At 45.7% G+C, this 20,598-nt stretch carries 14 protein-coding genes, 3 tRNA genes and 1 pseudogene; 4 read left to right on the forward strand and 14 right to left on the reverse strand.

From position 1 onward, the window contains the following. Positions 1 to 13: 13 nt before the first annotated feature. The 7 genes from IB196_RS08525 to IB196_RS08555 form a co-directional block, all read right to left on the reverse strand. Positions 14 to 1,468, reverse strand: coding sequence for an AMP nucleosidase (locus IB196_RS08525; RefSeq protein WP_005128994.1), 1,455 nt, complete (start codon positions 1,466 to 1,468; stop codon positions 14 to 16). A 118-nt stretch (positions 1,469 to 1,586) separates the two neighbouring features. Next, positions 1,587 to 2,903 carry a shikimate transporter gene (gene shiA, locus IB196_RS08530; protein WP_040230699.1) on the reverse strand — a complete coding sequence of 439 codons (1,317 nt, stop codon included), beginning with the start codon at positions 2,901 to 2,903 and terminating at the stop codon, positions 1,587 to 1,589. Positions 2,904 to 3,397: 494 nt separating this feature from the next. Further along, positions 3,398 to 4,435: an SPASM domain-containing protein gene (locus IB196_RS08535; protein ID WP_188232090.1), complete on the reverse strand. Its 1,038-nt coding sequence runs from the start codon at positions 4,433 to 4,435 to the stop codon at positions 3,398 to 3,400. A 185-nt stretch (positions 4,436 to 4,620) separates the two neighbouring features. After that, the gene (locus IB196_RS08540) at positions 4,621 to 6,234 is read right to left on the reverse strand and encodes a bifunctional UDP-sugar hydrolase/5'-nucleotidase (protein ID WP_188232091.1); all 1,614 of its coding nucleotides are present in this window, start codon (positions 6,232 to 6,234) and stop codon (positions 4,621 to 4,623) included. 134 nt (positions 6,235 to 6,368) lie between these two features. Next, positions 6,369 to 7,202 carry a nucleoside-specific channel-forming protein Tsx gene (locus tag IB196_RS08545; RefSeq protein ID WP_223236933.1) on the reverse strand — a complete coding sequence of 278 codons (834 nt, stop codon included), beginning with the start codon at positions 7,200 to 7,202 and terminating at the stop codon, positions 6,369 to 6,371. Positions 7,203 to 7,399: 197 nt separating this feature from the next. Continuing rightward, positions 7,400 to 8,962: a bifunctional UDP-sugar hydrolase/5'-nucleotidase gene (locus tag IB196_RS08550; RefSeq protein WP_040230761.1), complete on the reverse strand. Its 1,563-nt coding sequence runs from the start codon at positions 8,960 to 8,962 to the stop codon at positions 7,400 to 7,402. 213 nt (positions 8,963 to 9,175) lie between these two features. Then, entirely contained in the window at positions 9,176 to 10,732 is a 1,557-nt protein-coding gene (locus IB196_RS08555) for a bifunctional UDP-sugar hydrolase/5'-nucleotidase (protein WP_005127787.1), read from the reverse strand. 156 nt (positions 10,733 to 10,888) lie between these two features. Between IB196_RS08555 and IB196_RS08560 the strand changes: the two genes are divergently transcribed. Then, positions 10,889 to 12,028 carry a cytoplasmic protein gene (locus IB196_RS08560; RefSeq protein WP_182290277.1) on the forward strand — a complete coding sequence of 380 codons (1,140 nt, stop codon included), beginning with the start codon at positions 10,889 to 10,891 and terminating at the stop codon, positions 12,026 to 12,028. A 147-nt stretch (positions 12,029 to 12,175) separates the two neighbouring features. Here the strand turns inward: IB196_RS08560 and IB196_RS08565 are convergent, their stop codons facing one another. The 5 genes and pseudogenes from IB196_RS08565 to IB196_RS08585 all read right to left on the reverse strand — a co-directional run bounded on the left by IB196_RS08565 (position 12,176) and on the right by IB196_RS08585 (position 16,975). Next, positions 12,176 to 13,705 carry an aryl-sulfate sulfotransferase N-terminal domain-containing protein gene (locus IB196_RS08565; protein WP_005127785.1) on the reverse strand — a complete coding sequence of 510 codons (1,530 nt, stop codon included), beginning with the start codon at positions 13,703 to 13,705 and terminating at the stop codon, positions 12,176 to 12,178. A gap of 254 nt (positions 13,706 to 13,959) precedes the next feature. Then, complete coding sequence (locus tag IB196_RS08570; protein WP_005127784.1) at positions 13,960 to 14,349, reverse strand: M15 family metallopeptidase; 390 nt, start codon at positions 14,347 to 14,349, stop codon at positions 13,960 to 13,962. After that, on the reverse strand, positions 14,336 to 14,647 hold the full coding sequence (locus IB196_RS08575; RefSeq protein ID WP_223236915.1) for a phage holin family protein: 312 nt from the start codon (positions 14,645 to 14,647) through the stop codon (positions 14,336 to 14,338). The genes IB196_RS08570 and IB196_RS08575 overlap by 14 nt, the downstream gene beginning before the upstream one ends. A 1,300-nt stretch (positions 14,648 to 15,947) precedes the next feature. Continuing rightward, positions 15,948 to 16,733: pseudogene (locus IB196_RS08580) on the reverse strand (integrase arm-type DNA-binding domain-containing protein). Between the two features lie 166 nt (positions 16,734 to 16,899). Continuing rightward, positions 16,900 to 16,975 (reverse strand) — tRNA-Asn (locus IB196_RS08585). Positions 16,976 to 17,302: 327 nt separating this feature from the next. Between IB196_RS08585 and nac the strand changes: the two genes are divergently transcribed. Continuing rightward, positions 17,303 to 18,220: a nitrogen assimilation transcriptional regulator NAC gene (gene nac / locus IB196_RS08590; protein WP_005127781.1), complete on the forward strand. Its 918-nt coding sequence runs from the start codon at positions 17,303 to 17,305 to the stop codon at positions 18,218 to 18,220. Between the two features lie 101 nt (positions 18,221 to 18,321). Continuing rightward, positions 18,322 to 19,272, forward strand: a complete 951-nt coding sequence (gene cbl / locus IB196_RS08595) for an HTH-type transcriptional regulator Cbl (RefSeq protein WP_005127780.1) — start codon at positions 18,322 to 18,324, stop codon at positions 19,270 to 19,272. 42 nt (positions 19,273 to 19,314) lie between these two features. Here cbl and IB196_RS08600 read toward each other — a convergent pair. Together IB196_RS08600 and mtfA are read right to left on the reverse strand one after the other, a co-directional pair. Continuing rightward, a tRNA-Asn gene (locus IB196_RS08600) sits at positions 19,315 to 19,390 on the reverse strand. Between the two features lie 99 nt (positions 19,391 to 19,489). Continuing rightward, positions 19,490 to 20,287, reverse strand: a complete 798-nt coding sequence (gene mtfA / locus IB196_RS08605) for a DgsA anti-repressor MtfA (RefSeq protein WP_005127779.1) — start codon at positions 20,285 to 20,287, stop codon at positions 19,490 to 19,492. A gap of 93 nt (positions 20,288 to 20,380) precedes the next feature. Between mtfA and IB196_RS08610 the strand changes: the two genes are divergently transcribed. Then, positions 20,381 to 20,470 (forward strand) — tRNA-Ser (locus tag IB196_RS08610). Positions 20,471 to 20,598 lie beyond the last annotated feature (128 nt).

Consider the following 20,598-nt stretch of genomic DNA (forward strand, 5'->3'; position numbering starts at 1 on the left):
TTACCTTCAGGCCTTAACGGAACGGCGGTTCGTTGAATGTACGTAATTTGCGGGAGTGCAGCCGGTCGCCTTCGGCACGCAGCCGGTCGATAGCCCGGATGCCAATTTGCAGGTGCTCAGAAATGGCCCCTTCATAAAAACGGTTGGCCTGACCAGGCAGTTTGATCTCACCGTGGAGCGGTTTATCGGAAACACACAGCAGCGTGCCATAAGGGACGCGGAAACGATAGCCCTGGGCTGCAATGGTGGCACTCTCCATATCAATAGCGACGGCACGACTGAGGTTAAAACGCAGTGCAGAAGCGGAATAGCGTAATTCCCAGTTACGGTCGTCGGTGGTGACGACGGTGCCGGTACGCAGCCGCTGTTTAACCTCTTCACCCGGCATGCCGCTGACTTCTTTGGTCGCGTCATACAGGGCGCGTTGTACTTCCGCAATGCTCGGAATCGGAATATCCGGCGGCAGTACGGCATCCAGTACATGGTCGTCACGCAGATAAGCGTGGGCCAGAACATAGTCGCCAATCGCCTGGCTTTCTCGCAGGCCGCCGCAGTGACCAATCATCAACCAGACGTCAGGACGCAGCACGGCCAGATGGTCGCAAATGGTTTTGGCGTTAGAGGGGCCGACGCCGATATTAACCAGCGTGATCCCCTGACCGTCGGCGGTGATTAAATGCCAGGCGGGCATCTGGTGTTTTTTCCACGCCAGATCGGAGATGGCCTCTTCCGGTGCTTCGGTTTCCGCGGTGATCCAGATCCCGCCCGCGCATGACAGCGCGATATAGGGGCTGTCCGGGTCAAGGATTTGGCTGCAGCCCCAGCGCACGAACTCATCGACGTAGCGGGTGTAGTTAGTGAACAGCACAAACGGCTGGAAGTGTTCAACCGGCGTTCCCGTGTAGTGACGCAGTCGCGCCAGCGAGAAATCGACTCGTCGCGCGTCGAAGTGCGACAACGGGGAGAACTCCGCCGGATGATAGGTACCGTCGGCTGTTTCATCACCAATCTGTGAAAGCTCGGTGGTTGGGAAATGGCGCGTCAATCCGGCACTCATCGAGCGGTCAAGCGTGAGTTCAGAACCATCAATTACATACGGATAGGGAATTTCATGTTGCGACGGCTCGACGGAAATATGCGCATCATAATCCTGATACAGCAGCGTCAGTTGTTCTTCAAGATAAGGGCGAAAAAGCGACGGGCGGGTGATGGTCGTGGTATAGCAGCCTGCATGGGTAAAACGGCCATATGCGCGCGTTTTCGGTGGGTTTGTGGCACTGCCATCCCAGGTGACACAAAGCGATGGGTAAACAAAAAGACCGTTTTGGCGGGCGATGTCGTCAGGGAGCGTCCCTGTTTCAATATACTTACCAATGGCGCTACGCAGAGCCTTCACCGACTGTTCGTACAGCGCGTCCAGTTTATCCAGTGCCTGAGCAGGTGTCAGGCTGGAGCCCTTATTGTTCATGTCTGTCTCCTTGTTCCACAGATGTACTGCTCTCCCGATAGTATGTCACAGGAATGTGAAACAAAAGTCAGACGTTGAGGAAGATTATGCGAAGACCCGATGGCCTTCGCACAAAGGTTTACGCGTGTTGCTTATCTCTCATCAGCATTGCGGTGACGGCCGAAATAAGGCATCCGGCCATCAGGTAAATGGCCACGCTGTGCCAGTCGCCACCGGAGAAAGTCACTAATGCAGCGGCAATAAAAGGCGTAAAACCACCGCCGACAACGCTGGCAACCTGATAACCCACGCCCGCGCCACTGTAGCGATAGCTTGCGCCAAACAGGCCGGTAAACATAGGCTGCTGTACGCAGACCACCATATCGTGCGCAATGTTGGCCAGCATAATCGCGAAGAACACTATCCAGAAGAGGGACTGCGCTTCCAGGGCCATGAAGAACGGGAAGGCGCTCAGCGTACCGACCAGGGCACCGATAATGTAGACCCGGCGGCGGCCAAATCGGTCGGCAAGCCAGGCGAAGCAGGGGATGGTCAGGCAACTCAATCCACCGACTAGCAGCCCGATATTGAGAAAAAGTTCGCGCGGTAGCCCCAGATTTTGCGTGGAATAATTCAGGGCAAACGCGGTGACGATGTACATGGTCAACAGTTCACACAGGCGCAGGGCGATAATTTTCAAAAATGCCCCTGGGTGCCGGGCCAGCGCTTCGACAACCGGCAGGCGTTTTTTGGTTTGCGTCTGCTGTTGTTTTTGCTGTTCAAACTCTGCCGACTCTTCCATTCGGTTACGCATCCATAATGCGCCCAGAACCAGCACAATGCTGAACAGGAACGGGATGCGCCAGCCCCAACGCAGAAACTGCTCATCGGTCGTTTGCGAACTGATTAGCGAAACCAGTCCTGTCGAGAGCAGCAGGCCGACGCCATAACCCACCTGAACGCCGCTGCTGTAGAATGCTTTTTTGTTTTTTGGTGCGCTTTCGACGGAGAGTAGCGCCGCGCCGCCCCATTCACCGCCAACGGCGAATCCCTGAATGGCGCGCAGCGTAACCAGAAGAACCGGGGCCCACCAGCCGATGGTGTCAAAAGAGGGAATAATACCAATCAACGCTGTGGCAATGCCCATCATCCAGACGGTGAGCATCAGCATTCGTTTGCGACCCAGGCGATCGCCGAAGTGACCGAAGATCACCCCGCCTAACGGACGGAACAAAAATCCGACGCCAAAGGTGGCAAATGCGGCAAGTGTACCCATCGCCGGGCTGACCTGCGGGAAGAACTCGCGATTAAAAACCAGCGCGGCGGTGATGCCATAAAGCAGAAAATCATACCAGTCGACCACGGCACCCGCGAAGCTGCCGAGTGCGGCACGTCGGGCACGGTTAAGCGATGAGGTGTCCTGCTGGGGACCCGTGGAGGTGAGGGTGGAATCCATAGTTATCCTGTCTGTACTGTTTTTTAATTATTAGTCTTGGAGTTAGGTTACGCACATTGCAGTCGAGATATAAACGACTGTAATGAGACTACCGCGACAGACGAGAAGATAAAACGATTTTATCCCTTACAAGAGGGCAAGATGAAAAATAAGACGATTGAAGAAATTAATAAGCAAAAAGCCCGCTTAAGTTTCCTTAAACGGGCCTCTTAAATTTGGATCCTCTGACTGGGATCGCCTTAGTCATTAACTGACTGGGAGCTAGATCAGAAATCTTGTTTTGTCAAGACCATCAGAATGACCACCATTTGTTTGTGGGGATGCAGGGTGTTGTGAAGTAGCGGATGAATTACATTGATTTATGTTAGCAGTTCCGCGAACACTAAAACGCCTACTTCCGGGATTAATCAAATCCCGGACGCTAAAATAGCCCTGGTATTGCAAAATACTGTCGGTGCGGCTGTTTCATCCATCACCACGTATTGAGAATCATGTCAGGACAAATACTGACGAATATCGGAAGGTGCATAGTTTTGTTCCCACAAAGCTTTCATCATTAACATATAGGGCTCAATATAAGTGAAAAAAACCTGATAGCTTTCGCAAAAATAATTGAGCTCCGGGATGCCGCGTTCAGAAAGCACAACGCGATCTTTTGGGCAACCGCCATGGCAGGCAAATTTCACTTTGCAACTCATACACTCTGCTACCAGTAGCGGCTTGTTCTGCTCAATTATTTGATTTTCAGTGCTTTTTAGTATCGTAGTTATAACAGGTTGATGGTTGTTACTCAGCAAAGTTTTTGGATTAACCAGGCAATCGCACTCGTACAAATCATCGTTTATTTTCGATGCGAACACGCTATCACCAAAGAGCGCAAAAGCACAGGTCGGTGCAGGCAACCCACACCACGCAGCGAAAGCGTGCTCAAAAATGGGGATTTTAATTGTTCCGATATCCAGACGTACCCAGCTGTAAAAAAGCGTTTTTAAAAAAGTCCCTAATGCCGCGGGCGTAAGGCTTCGTGCATCCACACCACCTTGCGTAAGAGGTTCAAGTAAGGGGATAAACTGCATGTGGCGACTGCCAAGATTCTTCAGATAATGATAGAGTCGCAACGGGTTCTGGCTATTCATGGCGTTAATGACAGTCCGCGTACTAAATTCAAGATCGTGTTTTTGCAGCAACCTCACGGCCTCTTCAATCAGATGATATAGAGGTTTACCAGAAATCGTTTTGCAGACACTGTCTTGCAACGAAATATCGTCATCCACTGCAATACTAATCAGAAACTGATTTTTCTTGAATAGCTCACACCAGCTATCATCCAGCAGAATGCCGTCGATTAGCAATGTGTTGATAATGTTTTTACCTTGTGCAAATTGCTGTTGCAGCTCGATAACTCGTTTAAAAAAGTTAAATCTGTCAAGCGTTGGTTCATTTCCCTGCCAGGTAAAAATCACATCGCCAGTTTCCTGGGTATCAATTTGCTGGCGAATAAATAGTTGAAGCGTCACATCATCTATATCCATACCGTTCGGGCAGGGTTGCGCCTTGAAGCATTACGTACAACGTGAATTGCAGGATGCACTGGTGGGGGGTGTCATCACATGGCAATTTTTCATTATCGTTTTCATCACTTTATTTTTATTTGTTTTGTAATATGCAAGGAAGTGATGCAATCCATAAAATGGATTGCATCATCAATATTTATCTTTTATTGCTTAATAACTTCGACTCGCATTTCATTAACTTGTGCAGGAACGATTTTGTGCCCTGATTTCAGATAGTCAATCACGACATCGGACATATTATGCCCGGCACGAACTTGCACATTTTTACCTTCTTTAAAGGCCAGAAAACCATCCCCTCCCAGTGCAAGGAATGTTGTCGTTGCTACATGATAAGTCTCCGTGTCCACAATCGCTTTGCCATTGATAGTGAGAGATGCTATTCGCTGGCCGACTGGTTTTTGCGGGATATAATGCATTTCAGCACCCTTTGACATTTGTAGTATGCCATTCGTGAGTGATGCTCCATGTTCCATCAGATTACGTAAATCCTTGCCACTGAGATCCATCTCTGTAAGCTCATTCTTGAAGGGGAATGTACTGGTAATGTCGCCAAAGGTAATCGAGCCAGCATTTATATCCGCGCGTAAACTGCCGGAATTAATCAGTGCGATCTGTGCTTTCGGTGCAGCAACCAGCATTGCATCCGTAAACAAGTTACCAAGTTGTGAGGATTCACCATAGGCACGGGTTAACATGATAGGTGACTCACCTACTGGTTGGCGCACGATATCTGTAAGTTTTTTATTCCAGCCATCGATAACTTTCTGGGTTGTTGGATCAGGTACCCATTCATCAGCATAAATTGTTTTCAGTTCGAAGCTTTTTACTTCATGAGTATTGGTTGCTGGGTTAACATCGAGTACCAGTTTACCAATGTCAATACCGCCACTGTCAGTAGAAAGAATTAACGTGTTCCCAACTTTGATCGGTTCTGGTGTCCCTACGTGAGCGTGTCCGGTGATGAGGATATCAAGCCCTTTCACTTGGCTTGCTGTCTGAATATCCTTATCCAGCGCACGTCTGACATCTGTATTACCAATACTGGACTGGCGTGCCGGGACACCTTCGTGAACGAGAGCAACGGTGATATCAACTTTATCACGTAACTCATCCAGGTAGTGCTGCAGATATTTTACCTCATCACGCGCTTCTATCCCCTGGTTTTTAAGGGCTGCGGCTGATTTATCAAAACGATTGTTATTATTGTTATCGAGGCCCTGTATTGAGAGTTCTGAAATCGTGTCATTAAATGCAAACACACCGTGCAGCCCAATAACACCAATTTTGACACCATCTTTTTCCAGTATAGTATAGGGCTTGTTCCAGAAAGGTATCTCGCTGTCTTTATGGAACACATTCCCTAACAGAACAGGGAAGTTCGCCTTACTTAACTGGCGCAAGAGGTTATCCCAGCCATGGTCAAACTCATGATTACCGATGGATACCGCATCAAAGGGCATAGTCCTCATAATATAAATTATTGCCTCCCCCTTGGTTAAACTGCTGATATATGGTCCGGTAAAATAGTCTCCAGCATCAAAATAAAAAGTGGATTTATTTTTTGCTTTTTCCTGTTTAACCATGGTAGTGATATTTGCCCAGCCGCCGATATCTCGTTTACCATCTGCGATATACGGGAGTTTGTAACTATCAACATGAGCATGGAGATCATTGGTGTAAATAATAGTGACATCTTTGGCATTCGCCCAGAGCGAGAGTGTCGATAGAATACCCGCAGCAATTATTTTCATCTTCATAATTAGTTCCTTTTAGGTATATAAAGTATGACATTTAGATAAAAGGTTCATGCATGCCCATGAACCTTTTACCATTTGCAGTCGAATCAACTATCTCTTAAAAAATCGATGACCAACCACTTTATTTGTCTTAATTAAAACGTGTAACCCACGGACAAATAATATGCCCATCCTGTTGAATCTATAGAGACTGCTCCTCCATTGGTATTAAATGCTTTACTACCTTCTTCAAATTGTCCACCATGATAGAAATAACGGAAGCTCGCACTGTAACTCCAGTGAGGATAAACTAATGCCAATACATTAGTGGTTACTATCGAGCTATTGGTTCGAGAGTAAAATTGTTGCTTGCCACCTGATTTTTCTTTTAAATCCGAACCGAAATCAAAATTAGTAAAACCTACATAATTTAACTTTCCGCCCCAAAACTGAGTAATTGGAATAACATATTTTAATTTAAAACGATATCCATCCCACTCGTTTTCATTGGCAGCGTTATAATTATTTCCCTGATATTTCGCATAGATATCTGCAGATAAAGACATCGGCAATCCAGTGTCAATATCAGTACCTAATCCCATGTACCAGGTACTCTGACGTTGTCCTTCATTACTACCTGCATCATAGATATAGTTGTGGGCAAAATACCATTCTTTAAATGGACCAAAACTTAAGTCGAGTCCTGTTAATTTATCGATGCTAAAACGAGGTTCTATTTCCATAAAAAATGGAGAACCATTATCCCAAATACCTTTGTCGTTAACATTTCCTAAACCGAAAAACTTAGGTAAATCTGCATAACCATAGAAATCGAACCAATCCTTATGCGCCCATGCTCGATATTCTGGATATAAATCAGCTCGTTTTTGTGGCCCAAAGCGTGTAGAGTTGCTTCCCACCAGGTTAATACTTTGATGCCACCAGTCTGACAGATATTCATCATTTCCTGTCTCTGCAAGTGTTACCATTGGTAATGATAAAAGTGTTCCCAATAAAAATACTTCATTCTTCTTTAACATAAACAGAATCCTTCTGTTGAGGTTTTTTTAAAATGCCATCTTTAAAGAGAAAATGTAAATAATTCCCAGTGTAAAAATAGCATTATATGTTTTATATATTTAAAATGCAGTTGGGCAAAAATATATCTGTCGCTAATTAATTGAGATTATTTAGCCGAGCTTATATCAACCACCCTCATTTCCAGATCCGGTTTTAATGGGCTACTGGACTTAATGTAATCAATGATTGACTCTGAAGAACTGGTGCTGTTAATAGTTTTGACATTCGTGCCGTTTAAGAAAGCTTCAAACCCATCACCACCGGTCGCACAAAAAGAATGTGTAACAACCCGATATGTTTTGGCAGGCTCTACAGGTTGGTTATTAATGGTGAATTTAACAACCCGCTCACCCAACGGTTTTTTACTGTCATATACAACATGGACACTTTTTGACACCTGCAAAACCCCGTTGGTAAGGTTAGTGGCGTGGGTCATTAAATTAATAAGATCCTTTCCGGTAAGATCCATTTCGACAAGATCGTTATTAAACGGGAAGGTCGTAATTACATCACCATATTTCAATTTTCCCTGTGGAAAATCGGCACGCAACCCACCGCTGTTTTGTAATCCCAGGACGGCATCTGGTGCTTTGGCCATCATGGCGTCGAGAACTAAATTACCCATCGGTGAGGATTCACCGTAAGCACGGGTGAACGGTGCCGTTGTCGATCCAATAACCTGGTCGGTGATGCTTTTCAGTTTAGTATTCCACACATCAATCCTGGCCTGGACCTTTGGATCGGGCTTATATTCATCAGCAAATACAGTGATTAACTTGCCGTTATAGCCATCAATTTTTTTAGTCCTGGGGTTAAAGTCCAGGACTAACTTACCAATATCGGTACCATACGCATCTGTTGAAACAACAAGTGTGTCATTGACTTTAATCGGCTCTGGTGTACCCACATGCGCATGTCCGGTGATAAGTACATCAATACCTTTAAATTTCTTTGCGGTATCGATATCGGCCTGCAGCATTCTGGCAACATCTTTATTTCCATAGCTTGACTGACGCGCTGGTGTCCCTTCGTGGATGAGTAGCACGATGATGTCGACTTTACCCTTTAATGCATCAAGCCCTTTTTGAATGTAAGGCACTTCATCACGAGCCTCTGAGCCAGCGTAAGCCTTAGCTGCAATAGTGTCATAAAACGCAAATTTTCCATGTACTCCGATTACGCCAATTTTTATGCCGTCTTTTTCGACAATTGTCCAGGGTTTATTCCAGACAGGTTTATCACTATCAGTATAAAAAACGTTGCCCAGTAAAACTGGGAAGTTCGCTTTTGATAGCTGCTTAACCATATTTTCGACGCCATGGTCAAATTCATGGTTCCCTACCGACACAGCATCAAAAGGCATGGTATTCATAATATCAATAATTGCTTCGCCTTTGGTTAAGGTGCTTATATATGGACCAGTAAAATAATCACCCGCATCAAAGAAAAATACATCTTTGCTTTTTTTCTTGGCATCATTAACGATGGTTGCAATGTTAGCAAAACCACCTACGGCTCGGTTTTTATCAACGGCGGGGATTTTTCCCGGGGAAACATGGGCATGTAAATCGTTGGTGTAATAAATAGTCACATCCTTTGCACTAATTGGTGCAGCTAACGTTGCGGATAAGCACAATGTAATCAGACTAAGTTTTGTTATTATTTGCATAACTAGTTTCCATTTGGTTATATAAAATTTAGTGGTGCTTTCAAAAGGATTCATGTGAACACATGAATCCTTTTTCATCTGCGGTTGAATCAATAATGCTCAAATAACTAATGTTCTAGCGCTTTATTTGATCTTTGCTTGTTAATTTACAGGCATCGATGCCGTTGTGATTAAGCCAGATAATTCTGTTTCACTAAATAATCTAAAAGGAGATTATTTTTTCACATCAGCAACGCGCATACCTTTGATCTGTTCATCCGTGATGGTGTTGCCTGCTTTGAAATAATCAATCACCGCGTTAGAAACATAGTAACCGCCTGTTGTATTACGCGATTTACCCTCAGTAAATGTGGTAAAACCATCGCCACCATCAGCAAGGAAGCTCTGGGTGGCAATATGGTAAACCGTCGCATCCTCAATTGGTTTGCCATTAAGAGTCAGTTCGGCGACCCGTTGGCCGATTGGTTTACTACTGTCGTACTTCATTTCCAGGCCTTTAGATACCTGCAAAACGCCATTAGTTAAACTTGCGCCATGTTCCATCAAGCTACGCAATTGTTTACCGGTGAGATCCATCGTTGCCAGCTCGTTGGGGAACGGGTACACACTGATGACTCCACCCATAGTAATCGCGCCCGCCGGTAACTCAGTGCGGATGCCACCTGAATTAGTTAAAGCCAGTTGTGTATTTTTACCTGCTGCCGCCAGCAACGCATCCGCAGCCAGATTCCCTAGCGGAGCCGATTCGCCATAGGCGCGTGTCAATTCAACCGGCGACTGTCCCACTGTTTGTTGCACCACTTCATCAAGTTTCTTATTCCAGTTGTCGATCACCGATTTCGTTTGTGGATCGGGTTTCCATTCATCTGCGTAAATGGTTTTAAGCTCGAAATTTTTCACCGTGAAGTTATGCGGCTTATTTTGGTAATCCAGCACAAGTTTACCCACATCAATACCGCCGCTATCGGTCGAGAGGATAAGTGTATTACCTACTTTAATCGGTTCCGGCGTACCGACATGTGCGTGTCCGGTAATCAGAATGTCCAGTCCTTTAACTTGGCTTGCGGTCTTGATGTCTTTATCCAGAGCACGACGTACATCGGTGCCCCCTATACTGGACTGACGGGCTGGTGTTCCCTCATGGACAAGCAGCACGGTCAAATCGACTTTACCTTTCAGTTCGTCGAGATAGCGCTGCAACCACTTAATTTCATCCCTGGCTTCAATACCTACGCGCGTCGCCGCAGAAACGGTATCATTGAAGGCAAACACGCCGTGCAAACCAATGACGCCAATTTTCACGCCATCTTTTTCGATGATGGTATAAGGCTTATCCCAGAATGCTTTGTCGCTGTTCTGATAAAATATATTGCCCTGTACAATTGGGAATTTCGCCTGGCTAAGCTGTAATAATGTATTATCCCAGCCATGATCGAATTCGTGATTTCCCATTGTAACTGCATCAAATGGCATTGTATTCATAATATCAATTATTGCCTTTCCCTTCGTCAGGCTACTGATATATGGACCGGTAAAATAATCTCCAGCATCAAAAAACCATGTTGCTTTACTTTTTGCTTTTTCCTGTTTAACCAGGGTTGTGATATTTGCCCAGCCACCGATATCGCGTTTTCCGTCCGCAATATAGGGAATCTTATAAGGTTCTACATGAGCATGCAGATCATTGGTATAAATGATGGTTATATCCTTGGCGCAAGCCCAAAGCGGTAGCGTCAACAGAATGCTTGCTGCAATTACTTTCACCTTCACAATCAGTCACCTTTAGTTAGTTAAAAAATTATCAAATTACGTTTAGGATTGTTTTTATATGTGAAAATATTTACATGATGTGTGATTTTTTTCACAAAAGTAGTCTGGAGTTACTCGCTAAAATCAACGACCTGTTTAAATCGTTGGTGACTTAAATTGACTCAGTTTACGATCAATACCTGTAAATCGTATGGTTGCCGCAATTTAGGGCAACCCATATGGGCATGTGCAGATTTCAGTTGGCCAGACTACAGACTGGGATTTCCTGCATTACACTGTCGAGCATGCGGGAGTTATCCCCCGCTGTTTGATGAACAGCAATTTAATGAATGGCTGTCTGTTCACTTAAGTGCCTATGCTTCAGAAAACGGTCATTTTTGTCCTGAATGTTATCGCAAAGAAATTATTTGTTATGGTCATAACCCACAGGGAACACAGCGTGTTCAATGCCGAGTCTGCAGAAAAGTCTGGACGCCCAAACAGCAAGAACAAAGAAAAATAGTCCCCCCAGAACGAATTGAAACTGTTTCACTAGTTGTGCCGTTCCAGGGGGGCAGTGCAGAACAGAAACTGTATGTTCTACTCAGTTTTGATGCCGTCTGCGGTAATGTTCTGCATATCTCCACAAATTTTACTCAGCATTATGTTGGTGAGACTTTACGGTATCGCTGGCACGGGAATGCTGAGCCTGATTTACATCATAGTGATATCGTAAATCGCGTTGATATGCGCGAGACGCAATTCCTACGTAGGAGTCAGTTTGATGAAATTCAATATGGAAGTGCGATTCTCAAACGCAACGCCAGAGGTGCTATTCTGCGTCCTGTTATCACGGCTCACGGGCATTTTCGAGTACTGAACATCTTTTTTCCTAAGGTAAAGAAGCATGTTATTTCACACGAATGCTTTCTTCGGGGAGCCGTCATTACTGTTTGGGCAGAACTGTTTCGCCAACGGCAAGGTGAGCTTTGGTTTATAGAAGAGGAAATAAATGATAGTGATATTTATGTACCCTGGAGTTTTCAGAGAACAACACAGCATGGCTGGTGGCAAAACCAGTGGCAGCTTTGGGTGCAGGGAACAAACCGTAAGATGGTTTGCCCGTTAACAGGTGGTGATAGCCGTAATGCTAAAATGCTCTCTTTGACGGCCAGCAGACATTTTATTCACTGGTTATATAAACAAGCGGATTTTATCCATAGCACCAAATTATCAGCAGGGAGCGTAACGCAAACGTTACTTTCTCTGGCGCATGAATATAACGGTAAACTTACAATAGCGCCTTCTGACGATTAGTATCATCGACAGTTTTCAATAGCAAAGGTGTTGTATATATTGTCAAGGGTTCATGTAGATACATGAACCCTTTTAACATATGCAGTTGGAACAAATAGTTTTTAAAACATGATGTTCAATTGCTTCTGTTTTTATGATTACATCATTTTACAGATTAACAGTAACTGATGCTGTAGTGATTAATTCAGATAGCTCCGTATCTTTAAATAATCTTGTACGATAGCCCTCACCTGGGAATTGAGGTGCGCCATCAGGAAGCGCGATGACATCGTAGATACTGGCAATCATATTGCCGTTCACATCGGAGATAAAGAATGAACGGGCATGGTTGGTGAAAATAGAGAAGTAATCATCATGGTCAAAAACATTACCCATAAAATCAGTCCACTGGACGATAGGGGTTGTTGGTAGTTCGATAGGTGCTTGAATTTCCAAAGCTGTTTTTGCCGCCATGTCTACAGCATAGAATAGAATACGAGCCGGAGGCGTTGAATAGGCATCGGTTGTTGCATTGTCATTAATCGGGCGAACAACAGAATTTCCATCAGCATCAAGACAAGATCTATTATCAAAGACAGATAAAACAAATTTACCTACGGTAGGGTCGATATATTCTGCAAAGGCACTATTGTTCGTGATACACACAGTATGAGCACCATTCTCAAAGTGAGTAATACCGGAGTTATCAATATGAATAGTGTCTGGATTTACCGGAAACTGAGGGTTGAAATTACCGGTGTCGAGCGCCCACAAGATACTACCATCAACAATAGAGATGCCAAAGGTCGTGCTCGTTGAACGGGAATGCACAATAACTGCTTCCTCATTATTTGGACTACTGGTAATCCATGACAGCGAGTTTAAATGAATATCATTAGGGGTGCTGTTATTTAAGATTTGAGAGCCGCTATACTCGCTAGTATAATTTTTTGCCCAAATCATTTTCCCAGTCTGATCGTTGAATTTCATGACTAGGGAATCCTGGCCCCGCGTATTGGTTATCCGATTAGGAATGTCGTTACCAAACATATAGACATCGCCTGCGGAGTCCCAGACTAAATCGTGAGTGTTTGAGTAGTGATTGCCATCAGAATCACGCATATCGAATTCAAAGATGACATTACCAAGAATGTCAATTTTGAAAAAGCGGCGACCGTACCACGACATATCTTCATCAGTACCAGTGTAGATGTAACCATTGTGAATTCGCAACGGCTGAAGATGATAAGCCGATACAAAGTTAAAACGCAGGTCACCATTTTGGTCGTAACCACGGCCAGTAGATTGCATTAACCAACTATTGCCCCATACAGATGTAAATAGCGAAGGATCTGTTTGTTCAATATCGAGGTGGAAGATAACCGATGTATCATAAACCTGATCTACCGTGCTAATAGAGAATGGCTGATTGAAAACTTCAGTTCCGGTTTCATCTTTAAACACGACCTGGACGTTGTTTGCATATTGTGCATAAAGGCCAATAACAGGGATTTTTATGGTTTGAGAGACACCATAAATCAGATCCGATGTATAGGTAAAATCTACGCTGGTTGAACTGGTTGTCCTTTTTGATACAGTGTAAGAATAGCTTACTGGTGTATCTGAGGTAAAATAAATATATGCAGCGAGCTGATTATCGGCTGGTGCAAGTTCAGTTTTAACATAAGTAATTGTCATGATTTTATTCCTTTTGGGTTGGTTCAATAAAATATAGATGCGATTTTCTATCAGGGCATAAATGTGTCGATAATAAAAACAGCGAGAAAATAAATGCCTGATTTATAACTTAGTGTTGTGGTAATTAAAAACTGATTTTTATTATAACCCTCCTTTTGTAAAATAGCTGTCTAAACGGGAGTGAGGTTAATCACCCTGCCAATGTTGGTATGTCGTATTATCCGTTTGAGTAGGTCTGCTAAACACGGTAGATGCTATTCTGGGTACATTTTTCGTGAGAGTTGAAAATGAACGCCATCCTTAATTTCCGCCCAGTTACCCCCCCATTCAACGTCAATAGCTAGCTCTTTAGCTGCCTGAAACACAGTCGTTGCAATTGTCTGGTAATGCTTAAACTCCCATGATGCTGTACCGTTTATGACTGCGAATATATCGACGGCGTGTCCCGTTAAATGCCTGCTTTTTGACGTTAATGATTTTCCTGATGCCAATAACTCAAGCTGCCTCTTTTGGTTTCTTAACCCTTCTGAAATACCAAAATCGATAGGTGATAACTTCAATGCTCTTCTCATCACATCAGAAAGATCCTTATGTACGCCTTTAAGATTCTTTTCAGATGTTTTACTGAATTCATGATTTATCATTGCTATCTCCAGAAATTTTTTTCCAGTAATAATTAAGGGCAACAACGCCCATTGCACCTGATATACCGCTGATTGCAAGCGTAGTATGAAATACTGTTCCAAGACTTTGTGACATCAATCCAGAAAGCACGCCGGTAAATCCTGATACTATAATTTGTGCTAACGCCGAAAATAAATTTCTTCCCGACCGGCCAGATTTAACGTCAAGGATATATCTAACAAAACCTCCCCACGCGCCGAATAATATTATGTAAATCCAGCTAAAAAATGCATTTGATGATGGGTCTTTCCATGGCAAAATAATTACCTCCAAAGATTGCATAAGTAAAAAATTTTACCGCATGATGAGATCATTCTCTTGCAATAAAACTATATGCTTTGCTATGCAGTAAATAATAAACATTGAGTACCCCAGTTTTGTGATTAATGTCACACGGAATGCAATTAATAGTCTTTACCGATCGATTTTTGATAAACGATAGTTCTATGTTATTTATATTGATGATTATATTTATTAACGGAATGCATAAGAGGGGCAAGCGGGAGAAGGGGCAACGTATCCTTCAAAAGGCGTGTCAGATGCGGGAATGAGTGCTGGAACCCCGAAAGCAGGGGCAGTGTGTGAAAGATCGCGGATTCTGGTGCAGGTTTACGGTCACGCGGCAGCAAATGCCTTACGGTAAATGCAGGCCGCAGCCCATAAAGTAAAAGGCGCTGAAATTCAGCAGGTATAAACTTGCCGGAAAATCGTAGAATTTTCAGTTGTGTGAAATGAGTGCTGGTGAACTGGCGCGGTTAAAAAATCTATTGAGTGTGAACTTCGAGCCTCCGCCGCGATGTCCTGCGACCCAGTGTTTGCAGAGGCCTGCACCGGTAAAGGGATCAACCGTCCTGACGGAACAGGTGCTTCTTTCAGGTTGTGAAGCAACGGGAGCTGTCTACGACAGCATAGGGCAAGAGGGTGATTACAACCGTTTTACACGGATGAAAAGAGGAAACCTTTTTTTCGGGAATTGAGTTGTTTGTAGATTTTTTCGCAATTTTATGAATGACAGTCTGCCGCGCTTCGCTTGTCTTTTCCCGATCTTCCGCCAGCAAAGCTGACAGAAGATCGGGCGAGTCGGTTTAGCTCTGGCTATATTCCGGCTTACGATAACGGGACGGCCAGATTTGTTCTGGCGTAACACCTAACCAGGTACCCGGTTTTGCAGGTACAGCTAAAAGATACCGCGATTAGCCGCCAACATAAAGAGACACTCTGGAAGGCCGATCGCAGAAAATAAAAAACCCTGCTGGTGAGGCAGGGTTCTCTATTTTTCGCTCTCAGGCTGCGGATGGCGACCTGAGCGGCGTTGCGTGATAATACAATCCTGGCAGATGTAATCCTGCACTGACAGGCAGTGTAAGGGTAAGATGCAGGCGTTGCGCTCCTTTCAAAAGGAGAGCGAATGGACACACTAACGCGTAAGCTGGTTGTGCTCATTGCCGTACTGGAGCTGTTACTGGCTCTGCTGCGGTTGATTGATCTGCTGAAATAATTCACGGATTGAAACGTACTTAAGGGGAAACACCCGTTTACCCTTTAATAACCCGTTGTATTACGACACTTTTTTCAGCCTACTGGCAAACTGATAGGGTGAAATATATCCGCCAGTATTTGCATCCAGATAATCTGCCCACCACTGCATCATCGCGATCCGTTCTTCCAGATATTCAGCCTTATGAATATAGGCCGCCCGCACGCTGTTTCTTTCCTGATGGCTCATCTGCTTTTCAATGGCTTCTTTGCTCCACAACCCCGACTCACTCAGCGCACTGCACGCCATCGTCCGGTTTGATTTGATTAACTCCTTTTCACCGCATAGCGCATGATCTCGGTGACGTAGTTTTTCAGCTGCGCGGCTTTCTCCAGAAAGCCCTTGTTTTCCACTTTGTGCAGGGTAAATAACAGCGTTTCCGTGGTGATATGATCGATGAGGCTGTCCTCCGATATCCGGGAAAACATACATTTCCAGCCTGCGCTGGATGGTGTTCGCATAATGTTCAGACCAGCGCCTGTGTTCACCGTGCCAGTTCATGGCGATCTGGCGGAATGTATGACCGTTTTTATTTTTCTGTTGCGCGATTTTCTTGTCAGCGGAGGGATCGACCCCCTCACGTATTTTCGCCCGCGCGGCATCACGTAACTGTCGCGCTTTAAACAGGGACACATCCGGGTAGGGGCCAAAGGCGAGTTTTTTCTCTTTGCCGTCGATGCGATACTTCATATACCAGAGTTTCGAGCCGTTAGGTTTGATCAGCAGGTACAGTCCTGAACTGTCTGCCAGTTTGAAGGGTTTTTCTGTGGGTTTAGTCTTGCGGATAGCGGTATCTGTTAATGCCATAGCGGGCGGCTCTATTTTCTCACCGAACCGTGAGGCACCCGATTAAGCCCCAAAAAACTATGGGTGTCAAGAAACCCGGCAATCCTTCTCAGGACAGCCGGGTAAAGATAAGTTCTTGTTTTTTAACAAGCTTCCGGACTCGCTGGGATGTCCTGAAACTAAAATTTGGCTCCTCTGACTGGACTCGAACCAGTGACATACGGATTAACAGTCCGCCGTTCTACCGACTGAACTACAGAGGAATCGTTTGAACGAGGCGCATATTAGCGGGGGCGATGGGGGTTGTCAAAGGGGGAAATGAAATTGTGTGTTCGTTTGCTGACAAATTCAACAAAGCGGCGATCTTTCATGCTTTTTTAGACATTTGCCCCATTCTGGTGCGTGTCTACCTCTTGTGGGGCAGCCCGGATAAAGGCGGAATCAATAGAAGCGATCACTTTCCTGCGCCATCCCTTACTTAACGGGAGCTTAACATTAAATAATCGTCTACAGATGAAACTGGCAAGCATCTTGCAATCCTGAGTTTCATGACTGCCAGCATGGGTTCTGGTATTCCGACAGGAGGCAAAATGAACTTCAGACGACTGAAATACTTCGTAAAAATCGTCGATATTGGTAGCCTGACCCAGGCAGCGGAAGTATTGCATATCGCTCAACCCGCGCTGAGCCAGCAGGTTGCTACGCTGGAGGGGGAATTGGATCAACAGTTGTTGATCCGCACCAAACGCGGGGTGACGCCGACGGAAGCTGGGAAAGTACTGTACACGCACGCCCGGACAATATTACGTCAGTGTGAACAGGCGCAGCTTGCGGTTAATAATGTAGGGCAGACCCTGAGTGGACACGTCTCTATTGGCCTGGCACCTGGCACTGCGGCATCATCAATTACCATGCCGTTATTACAGACCGTCCGCGCCGAGCTGCCCGATGTACTGGTCTATTTGCATGAAAACAGCGGGGCGGTGCTGAACGATAAACTGCTCAGTGGTCAATTAGATATGGCGGTGCTCTACGAGCGTTCGCCGATCGCGGGTATTTCCAGTCAACCGTTACTCAAAGAGGATCTTTTCCTGGTGGGGACGCGCGAATGTCCAGGGCCAAGTGTCGATTTAACGGCAGTTGCGCAGATGAATTTGTTTCTGCCACGGGATTACAGTGCGGTTCGCCTCCGTGTTGACGAAGCCTTCTCACTGCGCCGCTTAACGGCCAAAGTAATAGGTGAAATTGATTCTATCTCCACCCTAACGGCCGCGATTGCCAGTGGTATGGGGGTGACGGTTTTGCCTGAATCGGCAGCCCGGGCATTATGTCATGCAGCGAATGGCTGGATGGCGCGGATTACAACGCCCTCCATGAATCTGCCCCTCTCGCTTAACATGTCAGCCAGGGGCAGTTTGACACCACAGGCTCAGGCGGTGAAAGAGATCCTGTTGTCGCTGGTTAGCCGTCCGGCACTGGAAAACCGGGAGCTACAGCTGGTGAGTTAGACCTTATTCCAGCCAGGAATAAGATGCAGGTTTTTATTATTTGTTATGCCGGGCATCAGACTTTAACAATAGCGTAATGTTTGATGTACCCGGAGCGAAAAGTGAATTTCCAGCAACTTAAAATAATCCGCGAGGCGGCCCGTCAGGATTACAACCTGACGGAAGTCGCGAATATTCTTTATACCTCGCAGTCGGGGGTAAGCCGGCATATTCGCGAACTTGAAGATGAACTTGGCATCGAAATTTTTATTCGCCGTGGTAAACGTTTACTTGGCATGACCGAACCGGGGAAGGCGTTGCTGGTGATCGCTGAGCGTATTCTTAATGAAGCCAGTAATGTTCGCCGACTGGCGGACCTGTTTACCAATGACACGTCTGGCGTGCTGACCATTGCGACCACACACACGCAGGCACGCTATAGTCTGCCTGCGGTGATCAAAGCATTTCGTGAGCTCTTCCCGGAGGTTCGCCTGGAGCTTATCCAGGGGACGCCGCAAGAAATTGACGTTCTCCTGCAAAATGGTGGCGCTGACATTGGTATTGCCAGTGAACGACTCAGCAGCGATCCGCTGTTGGTGGCGTTTCCCTGGTTTCGTTGGCAGCACAGCCTGCTTGTTCCACACGATCATCCATTAGTTAAGGCTTCCCCGCTTACGCTTGAGTCTATTGCTCACTGGCCACTCATTACCTATCGGCAGGGTATTACGGGGCGCTCACGTATTGATGAGGCATTTGCGCGTAAAGGGTTGGTGCCGGATATTATCCTCAGTGCACAGGACTCGGATGTAATTAAAACGTATGTAGCGCTGGGGCTGGGAATCGGACTGGTGGCGGAGCAATCCAGTGGCGAGCAGGAGGAGGGGACGTTAACCCGCCTTGATACCCGGCATTTATTTGATGCGAACACCGTTTGGCTGGGGCTCAAACGCGGTCAGTTGCAGCGCAATTACGTCTGGCGATTCATCGAGCTATGCAACGCAGGTTTATCTGTGGAAGAGATTAAACGCCAGGCGATGGAGCCTGATGAAGTGATGATTGATTATCAGATATAAAGCAAAAAGCCTGCTTAGTTTCCTAAGCAGGCTTCTTAAATTTGGCTCCTCTGACTGGACTCGAACCAGTGACATACGGATTAACAGTCCGCCGTTCTACCGACTGAACTACAGAGGAATCGTGTGAACGAGGCGCATATTACTGACCTCATCATGACGTGTCAATAGTAAAATTAATACGTCATATCAATTGGTTAATTAATCTTCAAATTCAGTATTAATGTACATTTGATGAGCGAAAATGGTCTTCTTCCTGGCTATCGCGCAACCGAAGCATTGGATTCTGGCGATAGAACTGGAAAAAACGTTGCCACAATGCCGGAAAACGTGGTGCAAATAACTCGGGGGCGCTGAAGAAATACTCGGATAATACCGCAAAGCATTCTGCAGGATCGGTTGCTGCGTAGGCATCTATACTGCAGGCTGTTTCACCCACCAGATCGATTTCATCCTGGATGTTGTTCATAGCTGCATGGAGATCGTGCTCCCAGTTTGCAATTTCCCTCAGCGGGATAGCCGGAACGCCGCTGGCGCGATCGCCATTACGCATATCAAGTTTATGTGCCACTTCGTGAATAATCAGGTTAAAGCCGGAAGCATCGAAGGAATCCTGGATATCAAGCCAGTTCAGGATCACCGGACCCTGTTGCCAGCTTTGGCCTGACTGAATAATCCGTTGATTGTGCACCAGCCCAATATCATCTTCCCATTCGTCATCCACAACAAACGGAGCAGGGTAAATGAGGACTTCATGAAAACCATCGAGCCATTCGATGCCTAATTCCAGAACAGGCAAACAGAAAAGCAGAGCAATACGTGCACTTTTCAGTGCGTCCAGTTCAAATCCTTGTAGCGCAACCAATCTTTTTTGCTGTAAAAAACGCTCAGCCTGGGCAATAAGCCTGGCTTGTTCTTGTTCAGTAAGATTCACCAGAAGAGGAATTGCCAGGGCATCATCCCAGGGCCAGTCATCATTCCGGGCTGTTTCTTGCTCTTTCCAGGGCCACTTAATCATCGTTTTGCTCGCAAACTCGTCACTTGAACGAAATTGACGGAACTGGGTCTGTTAAAATGCCAAATTACCTGGCATCATGGCAACCACCAGAACGGAGAGATGCCAGAGCGGCTGAATGGACCGGTCTCGAAAACCGGAGTAGGGGCAACTCTACCGGGGGTTCAAATCCCCCTCTCTCCGCCACTATTCAAGCACTTAGCCCAGTTCCTTTCAACGACTCACGTCACACTTGGTATAGTGTTGGTATATTAGCTTGGTATATTTGCTAATTTTGGCAGCTAACATACCATTGGAGTACTGGTCAACAAACC

Source organism: Citrobacter sp. C6_1, from assembly GCF_014596835.2.
Lineage (GTDB): Bacteria > Pseudomonadota > Gammaproteobacteria > Enterobacterales > Enterobacteriaceae > Citrobacter > Citrobacter pasteurii.

Coding starts and splice junctions, on each gene's coding strand:
- IB196_RS08525 (WP_005128994.1), bottom strand. CDS start 1,468: ATGAACAATAAGGGCTCCAGCCTGACACCTGCTCAGGCACTGGATAAA.
- shiA (WP_040230699.1), bottom strand. CDS start 2,903: ATGGATTCCACCCTCACCTCCACGGGTCCCCAGCAGGACACCTCATCG.
- IB196_RS08535 (WP_188232090.1), bottom strand. CDS start 4,435: ATGGATATAGATGATGTGACGCTTCAACTATTTATTCGCCAGCAAATT.
- IB196_RS08540 (WP_188232091.1), bottom strand. CDS start 6,234: ATGAAGATGAAAATAATTGCTGCGGGTATTCTATCGACACTCTCGCTC.
- IB196_RS08545 (WP_223236933.1), bottom strand. CDS start 7,202: ATGGTAACACTTGCAGAGACAGGAAATGATGAATATCTGTCAGACTGG.
- IB196_RS08550 (WP_040230761.1), bottom strand. CDS start 8,962: ATGCAAATAATAACAAAACTTAGTCTGATTACATTGTGCTTATCCGCA.
- IB196_RS08565 (WP_005127785.1), bottom strand. CDS start 13,705: ATGACAATTACTTATGTTAAAACTGAACTTGCACCAGCCGATAATCAG.
- IB196_RS08570 (WP_005127784.1), bottom strand. CDS start 14,349: ATGATAAATCATGAATTCAGTAAAACATCTGAAAAGAATCTTAAAGGC.
- nac (WP_005127781.1), top strand. CDS start 17,303: ATGAACTTCAGACGACTGAAATACTTCGTAAAAATCGTCGATATTGGT.
- mtfA (WP_005127779.1), bottom strand. CDS start 20,287: ATGATTAAGTGGCCCTGGAAAGAGCAAGAAACAGCCCGGAATGATGAC.